Below are 12525 nucleotides of genomic sequence, written 5' to 3'. Positions count from 1 at the left end.
AAGACCGCCCCCTCGCTGGCACCGCGAGGGGGCGTAAGTAAGCCTCTACCTAATCCCACGGATCGAGGCCAAGCAGTTTGCGGCCAAGAGGAGTGAGTTCCGCGGTTTTTTGGTACTTCTGCTCGATCTCTCGCGGATCTCCTGGAAAGACGCTGTTACCAGGTGGGAGGCGGTTCTGCCAGCAGTGTATGCGGTGTTGGCGCTGCTCTTCGGTGAGGCGTTCTGCGGGAAACATCGAGATATATTGAGAGAAACGGGGGCGGTTCGAGACGTTATGCCCGTTGCCGTGGGCGAGGGTATTGATCCAGATGATGAGGTCGCCGGCTTTTGCGGGGATGGGAACCACCTTTTTGCCTGGCGGGAGAGCATTGAGATCGGGGACACGCGGATTTCTATCGGGCGGTTGTGTGGCGATCCACTCTTCAAGCCCTTTATGGAAGCCAGGAATGCACTGAAAGCCTCCCATATCTTCCGTTGTATCGGTGAGGCACAAGACGCCTTGGACGCTGAATGGCAGAGGCAGTTTAGAGGTATCTACGTCCCAATGGATGAAGCCCTTGTGGTCGTATTCAGGGTGGTCTGGATGGCGAGGCGGCTTCATACCCACGCGGTCTATAGTAACGCAGAGTTTATGGGTGCCGTAGATCTCGGAGAAAGCTTGGTGGACACGGGGATACTGGCGAGTGTCCCACAGAGCTTGATGCTGGTACATTTCGATCATCCCGCCGGGTTTTAAAGGTGGGCGATACCAGTCCTCTGGATTGTTGGGGTCCATGCCGAGAAACTCAAAGATAGCGTTGACCACAGCGTTACACAGCTCCACGGGCACTACGTTGCGAGCGACGACGTAGCCGTTCTCCTCGAAGAACGCCAAGTCTTCTGGGGTGAATACGCTCATAAAGAATCTCCTCGGTTCAAGATTTGGGTATCGTTGCAAATTTGGGTCACTCCCTTTGGATCTACAATTGGTCCTTGGTTGAGAGTTTCCCTGCTTACAGAAAAAAGGTGCCCGGCTTCGCCATTGAAGCCGGGCGGCACCGCAAGTGGCATCCGCGCACCTGGGTACACTGCAATTGAGGACGAGAAAGAAGGATACCTTCGTTTATAGTATATCATAGAAGTGTTTGTCGTGTCAACTGATTCTCCAAAAATTTGCTAGTTTTTTTACAGAGAAAAACAGAAAACGAGGTGCGTGGGCGGCAAAATGGCCTTGCCATGGATTTTGGGGGTAGAGGCGTATAGAAAAGAGGGTATTTTTTAGCTAGGGAATGGAAAAGATGCAAATTCTTCGGCTCAATAGCCTGTAGAATCGAATCGGAGAGTCTTTTTAGTTAGAGCTTGCATATGCTATACTTATAATTGCCAAACAACGTGGAAATAGGCGACTAAGTCTTTTGATGTGAAAGGAAAAGCAAACAGATATGACGACCACCACAGGAAAACGACGAGGGCGTCGCCCGGCGCTCGATCCTGCCGATCGAAGGCGACTTGCGGCGCGCATTGCAAAGATGGTTCTGGTTGATCGAATGGAGCAGAAGGAGATTCTGCAACAACTGCTAAACTCCGAACCCAATTTAGCGCATATTGATGCGAGCACCATCTCTCGTCTCTACCGGTTTGCTCTTGATAGCGGGATCGTGCGCGTTCACATTGATGAAAACGCGCCCTTCAAACCACCGCGCGTAGACCACCTTGAGCGAGAGCTGATGGCTGCCTATGGACTGCAAACGGCGATTGTGGCCGATATGTCGGGGCATTCCGAAACGCTCGAAAGCAGCCTTGCCGATGACCGCTTACATCAGGCTCTAGGCCAACTGTGCGCGGACTATCTGGATACGATCATTCGCCAGAACGAGATCGTAGCACTCTCTTCCGGCCGAGCGGTGTTCTATACCTGCGAGAGCCTATTCAACAAGCACATCTACGATAAACGCAACGTGCGCGGCGTGAAAGTGGTCTCTTTAAACGGCAATATCGCTGCGGAAGTGTGGTCTATGGAAAGCCCCGACGCTCGCCGGGCTATGGATGCCGACATTAGCGGCTCTTGGCTTGCCCGCGCCTTTCCCGATGCGCAGCTCATTCGCTTGAGCCTGCCGGTGGCAGCCAAAACGCCCGAGATGGTGTCCGAATGGCTATCCGAAGGGCCAGGCCGCTGGATTTCACCGAAGGTCTGGGAGGAGAAGGCGCGACAAAGGGCATTAGGTACAAGCACGGGGATTGCCGCAGAAGACGATGTCTATGTACCTACGCTTGCGCTAGTTGGTATCGGAGGGGTGCGCCCCAAATCGGGCCATCGCTTTATTGTGGGGCTGCACGAACCCATGATGGGCAACCTCCAGCCCGAGTTGGGCAAGATGATCGATCTGATTGCGCGCTACACGAATAACGGCAAGCCCGGATTTACCTGTGCCGTTGGCGACCTCTGCAATCGCCTCTTTATCACTCTGGCGGCGCGCAAACATATGTCGCCAACCGATCTGAAGGAGCTAGAGTCCTACGTGCAGGCCATCAACGATCGTCTGCTCTCCGTTACCATAGAGCAGCTCATGTTGGTGCCGAAGGTCGTTGTTGTCGCCGGCGGTGCTACAAAGTTCGACGCCATCTATTCGGTGCTTGAGTGGCAGGCGATGGGTTGGAAACAGCCGATCGTTCACGATCTCTGCACCGATAGGGAGACGGCCGAAAGGCTGCTACAAGCACGTCGAAGCTCGCGTCGCAGCTAAGCTTCGAGCTTGATCTACACGCTGCGGGCCATAGAGAGGGAGGCTTAAGCCTCCCTCTCTTCGTGTGGTTCCGAAGGCTCTGCTTCGCGTTCGGTGGCGCGTAGAAGCTGTTCTGATGGCGTGTTGAACGTGGTCGGCATAGTGGGACGGAGCAGTTCGTCGGGCTGGGCGGGGGATACGGGGGCGACAGTGCCTCTCAGCAGGGTGGCGCGTTCGGCGGCTAGGCGCGCTTTGGCATGAAGATAGGGGAGACAGGCACGTGCCGCATCGCGCACTTCCGCCTTCACTTCGGGTAGATCACTTGTGGCGAGCTGTTCTACCACCACCAAGGCACGTTCATCGCCGATCTGTTCTAAGGCCTTCAGAATCGCTACCTGCATCTCCGAATCACTGCTGGCCAGGAGCAGCAGCAGTGCATTCATCTGCTCGTTGTTAATATATTTGGCATCGCTGGCTTTTACCTGGGGCAGGAGACGACGTAAAGCCCTATCGGCTGCCTGGCGTATAAAGATATCCCGCTCGCGTGTCATTAAAGCAAGAGCCCCTACGGCGCACGGATCACCTGCCTTAATTACCGCATGAACCTCCTCACGTAAGCGGCTTAGGGTACGCTCTGCCATGGCCGCGCTGCCGCCCCCCATTGCGAAAAGCCACCAAAACTGTATGATCTTGAAATGGGTAAGGTAGCACAGAAAAATAATAAAAGCTAACCAACAGACGCGCACCGTCCACATGCGGCGCCGGTAAAGACGCAACTTTTTGGCCGTGTCTAAAAGGCTCTCGATCTGCCTTTCTACCTCACGACGACGCGCTAAGGTATTGACCTGGGCCGCAATCTGCTGCTGGATCGTCTCCTGCTGCGGCTGCGATTCGTTTTCAAAAAAGGACATGGCTGGCTTCCCTCTTCCCTCTCTTTATAGAATACGCCATAGAGAACTTTTCTGCGTTCAAAAAGCACGGAAAACAGCGGTCAGACCAACGAAGAGGCGATAACTCGAAGAAAACCGATGCAATACCGTACTACCGGCCTTTACGGGTAAGCTATTAAAGGACGAGCTGACAACTTTCGGGTTAAAAGGAGGAACGAGTGTCGTTACGCGCCCTTGCAGAACAGGTGCTGCATAAAAAGCGCTTTGCCCTTTGCGGAGATGGCACAAAGGACGATGCGCTTTTTCAACTCTATCGTCAGCTGAAAACGGCAGGATATCGTGTCTATTTGGTGCACCCACAACAGAACGAGTTGGATGGCGACCCCGCATACCCCTCGTTAGATAACATTGCTGATCCGCTTGACTGCGTGGTGGTGGCAACATCGCCCGAAAAGGCGCTGGAGATCATACGTATAGCAGGGCATCTGAAGATTCCCTATCTCTGGTTGCAGCCCGGAAGCGAGTCGTTAGCGGCGCTTAACCTAGCTCGCTATTTTGGTTCGCAAGCCATTGTAGGCTATGACCTAAAAGAGCTTCTACAGTGGCATCAGCAGCAGCCGATGGCCTCTTAAGAGAGACGGTCAACTTGTTTTTGCATTCGGCAAGCCTGAAGATAGTGGCGTAGATGTGCCAATGCAAGGCGAATGTTTTCCGGGCGCATATCTCGTGTGCTTGCGATATTGCTGATAGCGCGTATCTCGCACACAGGGATATCCTTTTGGTGGCCGATCTGCGCCACTGCCGCCCCCTCCATACTTTCAAAGTCCGCCTGAAAAAGAGAGCGGCGCAGCTGGGCTGTTTCTAGCGTGCCGGTACACTGATTGACAGTGCACCCTCGCCCTCGCTTTACATGGAAGTTCATATCCCATGAAGCGGCGACCCACTCGTCGGGCAGGGCGAGGGACAGAGGGGTTGAGTAGAGGGAATGGCTGAAAGGCGCTTCGCGAATTGGGCGAAAAAAGGGGGGTGGGGCAACTCGAAGCCGATGTCACCATAGGTTTCCGATTCAGCAAGCACGATATCGCCGATCTGAAGACCAGCATGGGGATAGGCTCCCGCGATCCCGATGTGCAACAGGAGAGACGGTTGCAGCGAATCGAGTAGGGAATAGAGGGCGGCGAAGATGGAGGGAATGCCTACACCCGTGCAGACCCACGCAACGGTTCCCTGGTAGCCCCAGGCCGTTGGTTGAGAGATCGGGGCGACCTCATCGTCAGACCAGAAAGCCGCGAGCTCTTGGGGGGTTGCAGCGCAGACCAAAAGGGAGACTTCTTTAGGAGATCCCTGCGATTCGAGATTGGATGCCATCATAGATCGTTTAGGGCGACGAGCGAGGGAAAGGTTTGCGCTAAATAGGCCTGATAGGCCTGCCAGAGGTGGACGGAGTTGGGGTGACCACAATGCTGAGGGCTATTGGGTGGGTTGAGAAGCCCATGTGTCTGGTAGCAGAGGATGGTTTCAACGTGAGGAGCGATGGCTGTGAGTTGTCGTAGGATTCGGTGGAAGTCGGCGGGAATGAGGGCGCTTGCATAGGTGGCCCCTTCAAACTCGAACAGTTCCACATCGGCCCAGAGCTCTGGGGTAGGGCCTCTATGGGCGGCCTGCTGGTGCAGACGACGCAGGCGTGCGTAGATGGCGTCTAGCTCTTCCACTTTGGTTTTTCGCACGCCTACCTCATCTTGATAAGCGATAAAATCCACTCCGGCCTGGCCGAGGGTTAAAAGTTGCTTGAGAAACGTCTCATCCTCCTGCACCTGCCGAGTGCCGTAGGGAGCGATAAGAATGCGATGGTGTGAGGAGAGGGAGCGAAGATAGTGTGCAAAGACCGGTAGGAAGCCCATCATGTTCTCGCTGAAATGGCCGCGTATCTCGGCCTCGTTGGGTACATACCATCCATAGAACGCTTTAAAGGCGCCGTAACGCTCTATAAGCTCTTGTGCCAAAGCTTGGTGCCAGGCGAGATAGTCGGGGGCATCGCTGGTCTCCTCCGTCGTATGTCCATAGAAGCCGGCGCTAACAAAAACTTTGAGCCCGTGTTCCTCTGCCGCCTCTAAGACCGCTGCAATGGGGTCAGCGCAGGCCAGATCGTGTCGTGGCATCAGACGAGATGGATAGAAGGCGCAGTTGTCTAAGGCGGAGGACATCAGTACCACGTACTCCAAATGGAGTTGTGCCATTTCTGCAATTTTTCCTCGCCACTGCGAATCGGTGAAACGACGGGTCGTTTCGTTCCAGTAGTCCCCATCGTGAGGATTCTGATGCTGGAAGTCCATCCAAGAGCCTTGAAGACGTTGCGGTGCTGCCATCGAGTGGGTGGTACCTTTCCTAAATCGTTGATCCTAGGTTTTTGGCGAAGATGTTCCAAAAAGCAGATGTGCGAGCGCATCCGGCGTATCGCACAAAGCGGTTGGCTTTTGGGTTTCGAGCAGGGAGCGCGGAGCAGCTCCCCAAGTAACCGCAATGGAGCGAATCCCAGCGGCCCGGGCGGCCTGCACATCGTGCACGGTATCGCCGATATAGACGGCAAGAGGGCGTTGCGACGGAGGAATGCGAAGACAATCTAAAGCCGCAAGCAGACCATCAGGGGCCGGCTTTGGGTTGGGGGTATCGTCTGCGGTGATGACCACGTCCACATCGTCGGCAATATGAAGGCGAGGCAAGGTGTTGGCGATTTCAGCACGATTTTTAGAGGTTACCAATCCCGTGGGAAAACCACGGCGCTTGCCCTCTTTGAGGACGGAGATCACAGGCAATAGAATGCGCTCCTGATCACGGTGAGCCTCATAGTACTCAATGAAGGCCTGGATAACGGTGTTCTCGTCCGTGCCAAAAGCTTCCGGCTCGCCGAAAACTCTTATCTGGTGTTTCAGTGGTGTGCCGATGAGGGCACGAAGCTCGCTTTCTGAGAGGGTTTGGTGGTAGAAACGACGGTAGATATGATCGAGCGCGGCCGCGATCAGTTTAGTGGTATCAATCAGTGTGCCGTCAATGTCCCATAGCAGACAGGAAGGTTTAGGTTCCAGCATCAGATAATGACGACCTCATGAACGCCTTGGCGGATATCGCCAATGATAGAGGCCACTTCGCCAGCCTCATTAAGGTGGTTTACGATAAGAGGAGCTTGCTCTGGGGGTGCGATGAGCACCATCCCGATACCCATGTTAAACGTACGGTACATTTCGGGTTCAGGAACGCCTCCTTTTTCTTGGATAAGCGTGAAAATGGGAGGCACTTTCCAGCTACGCCGATCAATGATGATGGAGCAGTCAGGTGGAACGACACGTGGGATGTTTTCATAAAAACCGCCGCCGGTAATATGAGCCATAGCGTGGATATCGAAGGTGGTGAGCAGAGGCAGAATAGTGGGCGCGTAGCAGCGATGGACGGCTAGCAACTCCTCACCGAGCGTGCGTCCCAAGCACGGAATATATTCGTAGAGAGAGAAAGGCTCAGGCCCCTCTAGCAGGGCTTTGCGTACCAAAGAAAAGCCGTTGGTATGCAATCCATTAGAAGCCAGCCCAATCACGGTGTCTCCGGGGGCTACCTTTGTGCCATCAATGATACGATGCCGATCGACAATGCCGACGATGCAACCCACTAAGTCGTACTCTCCTTCCGGATAGAGGCCTGGCATCTCTGCCGTCTCTCCTCCGATCAAAGCGCAACCCACGTTCTTGCAGGCCTCCGATAGCCCGCGAATGATCTCCTCTGCGACGCTGGGAACAAGGCGACCTGTTCCAAAGTAGTCAAGGAAGAAAAGGGCCCGCGCGCCTTGCACTAAGATGTCGTTGACGCAGTGATTGACAAGGTCTTGACCTATGCTGCTATGCGCGCCTAGCTGAGCGGCTATTTTCACTTTTGTGCCGACTCCGTCAATACTGGAGACCAGAACGGGGTCTGAATATCCATCAAGGCCGTTTAGAGCGAACATGCCGCCAAAGCTGCCAATGTCGGTTAACACCTGCGGTGTGAAGGTGCTGCGCACATGTTCACGCATTCGATGAACGGCTTCATTGGCCGCATCTATATCCACTCCCGCATCACGGTAGGTGAGGCGCAGGTCGCTCATCGGTTCGATCCCTCATCTGTAGTGAGTTCATAGGGACGAAAGCGGAAGTCGGCAGGCATTTTCCCCTCCACTCGTCCCACGATCCGTCCCCCACGCGTGATGGTACCTATGAGAGAGCCATCGGGGGTAACCTGAATACGTCCGACGTTACCAAGATTATCTCTTAACACAACAGTGCCTTTGCAACGAGTCTGCCAGCCGAGCAGGTTTTCAAAAACATCTATTTCCGTTTCCATTTGCACGGTATAGTTTTCCGTCAGATTGACCTGAAGGGTGTCGGTTAGGGAACGAGCCGGCATAAGGCTCGAAAGATGGGGCGCTCCCAAGGTGCGTGTGCCGCGGACTTCCGTCCCGTCGGGAAGCGCCACGGCATAGTCGAAACGGAGGGAGGGAGAGTCCGCTGCTGTGACCACCGTGGCCACGGCTTGCGTTTTGGGATGATGTTTTGTAACGCTAGGCTGTGGGTGAGACAGATGGAGCCCAAGGGGTACGCCTTCGATGGATGCGGCCGTAAATCGCAGTAGGTAGTTCACGCAGTGCCCAAGCGCGGTGGCGGAGTCGGGTAAACTGCGTGCCGCATCGCGAAGTGCCTCGGTTTCAAGAAGTGCCTCGGTAAGCAGTTCTGCCCCATTTTGCCCAGATTTCCTCGCAGTATAGAGGCGGGCCGCGACAGCGGCAGCCGTAGCTCCAGTAGCAACGAGAACAAAAGGCAACGAAACACGTTTGTTGATTTCCATAGGAAAGTCCTCCTTATGACCCGTGCAGCGGCAAGGGCATAGAGCTTACTCTTCGCTATCGCTTGGGGCTAACAGGCTCTCTTCGGAGCCGGTGCCCACATGAGCGAGGCGTTTGGTAGGCTCTTCGAGCATCATCTTCGTCAGCTTTACCCGTTGTGGAATTGGCACAGGGTATTTGCCATCGAAGCAGGCACGACAGAAGTTGTCACGTCCCATATCAATGGCGCGTAAAACACCTTGGAGAGAAAGGTAGCCCAAAGAGGTTGCTCCGATAAGCTGGCGTATCTCTTCCACGGAATGACGGGCTGCCACGAGTTCGTCTTGATCCGCCATATCAATGCCATAAAAGCAGGGATATTTTACCGGTGGGGCCGTGATACGAACATGGACCTCGGCGGCTCCGGCCTCGAAGAGCATTCGCACGAGCTTATCGGTGGTGGTACCGCGCACAATGGTATCGTCCACCATAACGACCTTACGGCCTGCCAACGTCTCCTTAAGAGGCGTATATTTCATTCGAGCACCCATATCCCGCATGCGCTGACTTGGCTGAATAAAGGTCCGCTGAATGTAGCGGCTCTTAATAACACCTTCGCCGTAGGGGATGCGCGACACCTCGGCGTAGCCGAGCGCTGCCGGGGTGCCGGTATCAGGGATTGGGATCACGACATGGGCGCCGGGGCAGGGATGTTCGCGAGCTAGCTCTTGCCCCATTCTTCTGCGCACGGTGTGCAGGGTTCGGTTGTAGAGCATGCTATCGGGCCGGGCGAAGTAGATGAATTCGAGAAGACAGGTAGCACGTCGGTGCATGGGAATGGCCTGAATCTCTTGCAGCCCATTTTTGCCGATAGAGATGATCTCGCCGGGTTCCACTTCGCGAAGATAGTTGGCACCTACGGTGGTAAGGGCGCAGCTTTCTGAAGCGATGACGTAGTGCCCATTGCCGAGTCGGCCTAGGCAGAGAGGCCGGATGCCGCAAGGGTCGCGCACACCAAGCAGTTTATCTGGGGTCAGCACAACGAGCGAGTAGGCGCCTTTAATGCGCTCCATAACGTCGCGCATGGCGGTCTCGATGTTGCCACGATAGGCCCGGGCAAGCAGCTGTGCGATGACTTCACTATCATTTGTGGTCTCAAAGATGCACCCCTGTGCTTCGAGTTCGTTACGAAGTTCAGAGGTGTTAATGAGATTGCCATTATGGGCGACGGCGATGGGGCCGCAGCTTGAGAAACCAACAAGCGGCTGAGCGTTACACAGGACGCTCGACCCGGTGGTGGAGTAGCGTGTATGGCCGATCGCGCTGATGCCTTTAAGAGCGCGGATGCTCTCTTCATTAAAGACCTGCGTCACAAGCCCCATCTCTTTATGAAGGCGAATGCTGTGGCCATCAGAGACGGCGATGCCAGCGCTCTCTTGACCTCGGTGTTGAAGTGCAAACAGGCCGAAAAAGGCGATGCGGGAAACCTCTTCACCGGGGGCATAGATGCCAAAGATCCCGCACTCCTCTTTAGGGCTATCGGAGTCGGGGCACCTTTCATTTTTCAAAAAGTTATCCATCTCTGTTTCCTTAGCGTTTCTCAAGCCACAGAATGGGCGCTTTGCATTCGTCGGGGAATGGCTTGATGCCATGCTTGCGCTAACTGCGCGATAGGCAGGTCAATCAGATCGGTGGTTCCATGCGCGATGTAAAGACGATCGCCGCCGACCGTTCCAATCCAGCGGGGACGTACGTCGAACTCAACGGCGAGATGCTCAACCCGTTTAAGCGCTTTATCGTCCTTTACCGAGATCACCACGCGTCCTTGGGCCTCCCCAAAAAGAACGGCAGCGCGTGGCAGGGTAAATTCAGCGGGTGCAAGCAGCACACGGGCGCCCAAGTTTCCTAAAATGGCACACTCGGCCAGGCAGACGGCCAGTCCTCCTTCGGAAATGTCGTGGCAAGAGGCGATCAGGCGCTCGCCGATGAGGTGAAGCAGAAGGGCATGCAACCGCTCTTCGCCCGACAGATCTATGTGCGGTGGGCGGCCTGCCTCTTTTCCATGAATCAGGCTTAGGTATTCGCTGCCTCCGAGACCGCCGGAGGGGTCTTGGTAGGCCTCTAGAAGCAGGAGGATATCCCCTTCGCGTCGAAACGCGGGCTGGCAACGACGACTGAGATCGTCGAGGATGCCCAGCATCCCAATGGTCGGTGTGGGATAGATGGGGCCGTCGGGTGTTTCGTTATAGAAAGAGACATTTCCGGAGACCACGGGTATTTGGAAGGCCTCGGCGGCCGCAGCAATGCCCTCCACCGCGCGTCGAAATTGCCAGAACCGGTCTGGCTTTTCCGGATTGGCGAAGTTCAGGTTATCGGTAATGCCAGCGGGGCGCGCACCGACACAAACGACATTTCTTGCCGCCTCCGCCACGGCGATTTGCGCCCCGATAAAGGGATCAAGATAACAGTAGCGGCCGTTGCCATCTATTGTGAGCGCGATTCCCTTTTTGCTCCCACGAATACGCAACACGGCCGCATCGGCCCCAGGAGCATAGACCGTTTGGGTTTGAACCATGCTATCATACTGCTGGGTAACCCACTCTTTGTTGGCAAGGGAGGGGCTATCCAAGAGGCGCAGCAGGCACTCCGAGCAGGAAGGGCCATCACCTCCCTCCTCTTCAGCACGCAGGTCTGGCAAGGAGAGGGGGTCAAACTGCTGGAGAGCGCGCACCATATCAGGCTCTTCGGTCTCCAAGTAGTAAGTAGGACAAGCATCGGTAAGCGCTTTAGCGGGCACTTCAGCCACTACGGTCTCCCCATCGCGCACCCGTACCAGGCCATCGTTTGTAACGTGGCCAATAACAACAGCGTGAAGCCCCCATTTTCGAAAAATAGCAAGGACGTTCTCCTCCGTTCCTTTACGAGCTATGCAGAGCATCCGTTCCTGCGATTCGGAGAGCATAATCTCATAAGGGGTCATGTTGGGTTCGCGAAGGGGCACTTTCCGAACATCAATCTCTATCCCTGTGCCTGCTTTCGAAGCCGTTTCGCATGTGGAGCAGGTGAGGCCTGCCGCCCCCATATCCTGAATTCCCACAATGCAACCAGAGGCAAGCGCTTCAAGCGTGGCCTCTATCAGCAGTTTTTCCATAAAGGGGTCGCCCATTTGCACATTAGGGCGTTTGCTTTCGCTATCCGGCCCCAGCTCCACGCTTGCGAAGGTGGCACCATGAATACCGTCCTTCCCTGTACTGCTACCAACATAGATCACGGGATTACCCACGCCTTCAGCGACAGCCCGGGCGATCTTTCTGCGCTCCACCACGCCCACAGCCATGGCGTTAACGAGCGGATTACCGCTGTAGCAGGGATGGAAGTAGACCTCACCGGCTACCGTGGGAACGCCAACGCAGTTACCGTAGTGGCTGATCCCCGCCACCACGTGCTCAAAAAGATAGCGGTTACGCGGCTCGTCGAGCGGGCCGAATCGCAGCGAATTGAGAATAGCAACAGGGCGAGCACCCATCGTAAAGATGTCGCGCAGAATGCCGCCTACTCCGGTCGCCGCGCCTTGAAAGGGTTCCACTGCCGAGGGATGGTTGTGCGATTCAACTTTAAACACAATGCCGAGCTGTTCATCTAAGGGCACCACACCAGCGTTTTCCAAAGCGCCGCGCTCTTGTGCCTCACGGTAGTTCTTAAAGAGGGTTAAAATTGGGCGGGAGTATTTGTAACCGCAATGTTCCGACCACATCACGGAAAACATACCCAATTCCGTAAGGGTTGGGGTTCTGCCTAACAGTTGGCAAATGCGGGCATATTCGGCGTCGTTTAGGCCCATCTCCCGCACAACTTGCGGCTCTATCACGCGAATACTCTCCTCCTCTCTCGTCGTTACGCCTCCCTGTGCCCTAACGATCCGTAACTAACATCCCTTTAAGTATAGCTTATGAGCGGCTTAGGGGTCAAATGATTTCGGAGCGGACTTCAAGCTCGCAAGACGGTTGTTTTCTGGGTAAGGAAGAGAAGATTGGAAGACAACAAGAGCAGGCTGCAAAAACAACCTGCTCTTGAGGACTGAAGAAGGAAA

The 12525-nt window shown here is 55.1% G+C and carries 12 protein-coding genes; 2 read left to right on the top strand and 10 right to left on the bottom strand.

The window, feature by feature from the left end; all coding sequences use genetic code 11:
- Positions 1 to 49: 49 nt before the first annotated feature.
- Complete coding sequence (locus CCALI_RS04225) at positions 50 to 898, bottom strand: phytanoyl-CoA dioxygenase family protein (RefSeq protein WP_016482234.1); 849 nt, start codon at positions 896 to 898, stop codon at positions 50 to 52.
- A gap of 523 nt (positions 899 to 1421) precedes the next feature.
- Here CCALI_RS04225 and CCALI_RS04220 point away from each other — a divergent pair.
- Positions 1422 to 2723, top strand: coding sequence for a sugar-binding domain-containing protein (locus tag CCALI_RS04220; RefSeq protein WP_016482233.1), 1302 nt, complete (start codon positions 1422 to 1424; stop codon positions 2721 to 2723).
- Positions 2724 to 2767: 44 nt separating this feature from the next.
- On the opposite strand, the gene CCALI_RS04215 is transcribed toward CCALI_RS04220, so the two are convergent.
- Complete coding sequence (locus CCALI_RS04215) at positions 2768 to 3613, bottom strand: hypothetical protein (RefSeq protein WP_016482232.1); 846 nt, start codon at positions 3611 to 3613, stop codon at positions 2768 to 2770.
- 197 nt (positions 3614 to 3810) lie between these two features.
- Here CCALI_RS04215 and CCALI_RS04210 point away from each other — a divergent pair, with 197 nt between their 5' ends.
- On the top strand, positions 3811 to 4224 hold the full coding sequence (locus CCALI_RS04210; RefSeq protein WP_016482231.1) for a CoA-binding protein: 414 nt from the start codon (positions 3811 to 3813) through the stop codon (positions 4222 to 4224).
- Here CCALI_RS04210 and CCALI_RS16725 read toward each other — a convergent pair.
- The 8 genes from CCALI_RS16725 to purL are packed head-to-tail and all read right to left on the bottom strand — an operon-like array spanning position 4221 to position 12303.
- Positions 4221 to 4514, bottom strand: a complete 294-nt coding sequence (locus CCALI_RS16725) for a phosphorylase family protein (protein WP_052572326.1) — start codon at positions 4512 to 4514, stop codon at positions 4221 to 4223. The genes CCALI_RS04210 and CCALI_RS16725 overlap by 4 nt on opposite strands.
- Positions 4511 to 4963, bottom strand: a complete 453-nt coding sequence (locus CCALI_RS16720; protein ID WP_081648264.1) for a phosphorylase family protein — start codon at positions 4961 to 4963, stop codon at positions 4511 to 4513. Before CCALI_RS16720 ends, CCALI_RS16725 begins: the two co-directional genes overlap by 4 nt.
- Positions 4960 to 5958 (bottom strand): DUF4434 domain-containing protein, encoded by a 999-nt coding sequence (locus CCALI_RS04195; RefSeq protein ID WP_016482230.1) that lies wholly within the window; start codon positions 5956 to 5958, stop codon positions 4960 to 4962. Before CCALI_RS04195 ends, CCALI_RS16720 begins: the two co-directional genes overlap by 4 nt.
- 33 nt (positions 5959 to 5991) lie before the next feature.
- On the bottom strand, positions 5992 to 6678 hold the full coding sequence (locus tag CCALI_RS04190) for an HAD family hydrolase (protein ID WP_016482229.1): 687 nt from the start codon (positions 6676 to 6678) through the stop codon (positions 5992 to 5994).
- The gene (purM, locus tag CCALI_RS04185; RefSeq protein WP_016482228.1) at positions 6678 to 7721 is read right to left on the bottom strand and encodes a phosphoribosylformylglycinamidine cyclo-ligase; all 1044 of its coding nucleotides are present in this window, start codon (positions 7719 to 7721) and stop codon (positions 6678 to 6680) included. Before purM ends, CCALI_RS04190 begins: the two co-directional genes overlap by 1 nt.
- Positions 7718 to 8458, bottom strand: coding sequence for a hypothetical protein (locus tag CCALI_RS04180; RefSeq protein ID WP_016482227.1), 741 nt, complete (start codon positions 8456 to 8458; stop codon positions 7718 to 7720). Before CCALI_RS04180 ends, purM begins: the two co-directional genes overlap by 4 nt.
- 45 nt (positions 8459 to 8503) lie before the next feature.
- The gene (gene purF, locus CCALI_RS04175) at positions 8504 to 10015 is read right to left on the bottom strand and encodes an amidophosphoribosyltransferase (protein ID WP_016482226.1); all 1512 of its coding nucleotides are present in this window, start codon (positions 10013 to 10015) and stop codon (positions 8504 to 8506) included.
- 20 nt (positions 10016 to 10035) lie between these two features.
- A complete protein-coding gene (gene purL, locus CCALI_RS04170; RefSeq protein ID WP_016482225.1) occupies positions 10036 to 12303 on the bottom strand; it encodes a phosphoribosylformylglycinamidine synthase subunit PurL in 2268 nt (755 codons plus the stop codon).
- Positions 12304 to 12525: the final 222 nt, after the last annotated feature.

The organism is Chthonomonas calidirosea T49 (assembly GCF_000427095.1).
GTDB classification, from domain to species: Bacteria; Armatimonadota; Chthonomonadetes; order Chthonomonadales; family Chthonomonadaceae; genus Chthonomonas; species Chthonomonas calidirosea.
This window is presented reverse-complemented; position numbering and strand designations above follow the sequence as displayed.

Bases quoted from the DNA above. Each gene is read 5' to 3' on its own strand.
- CCALI_RS04195 (WP_016482230.1), bottom strand. From the start codon at position 5,958: ATGGCAGCACCGCAACGTCTTCAAGGCTCTTGGATGGACTTCCAGCAT.
- CCALI_RS16725 (WP_052572326.1), bottom strand. From the start codon at position 4,514: ATGAACTTCCATGTAAAGCGAGGGCGAGGGTGCACTGTCAATCAGTGT.
- CCALI_RS04190 (WP_016482229.1), bottom strand. From the start codon at position 6,678: ATGCTGGAACCTAAACCTTCCTGTCTGCTATGGGACATTGACGGCACA.
- CCALI_RS04180 (WP_016482227.1), bottom strand. From the start codon at position 8,458: ATGGAAATCAACAAACGTGTTTCGTTGCCTTTTGTTCTCGTTGCTACT.
- purM (WP_016482228.1), bottom strand. From the start codon at position 7,721: ATGAGCGACCTGCGCCTCACCTACCGTGATGCGGGAGTGGATATAGAT.
- CCALI_RS04220 (WP_016482233.1), top strand. From the start codon at position 1,422: ATGACGACCACCACAGGAAAACGACGAGGGCGTCGCCCGGCGCTCGAT.
- CCALI_RS04215 (WP_016482232.1), bottom strand. From the start codon at position 3,613: ATGTCCTTTTTTGAAAACGAATCGCAGCCGCAGCAGGAGACGATCCAG.
- CCALI_RS04225 (WP_016482234.1), bottom strand. From the start codon at position 898: ATGAGCGTATTCACCCCAGAAGACTTGGCGTTCTTCGAGGAGAACGGC.
- purF (WP_016482226.1), bottom strand. From the start codon at position 10,015: ATGGATAACTTTTTGAAAAATGAAAGGTGCCCCGACTCCGATAGCCCT.
- CCALI_RS16720 (WP_081648264.1), bottom strand. From the start codon at position 4,963: ATGATGGCATCCAATCTCGAATCGCAGGGATCTCCTAAAGAAGTCTCC.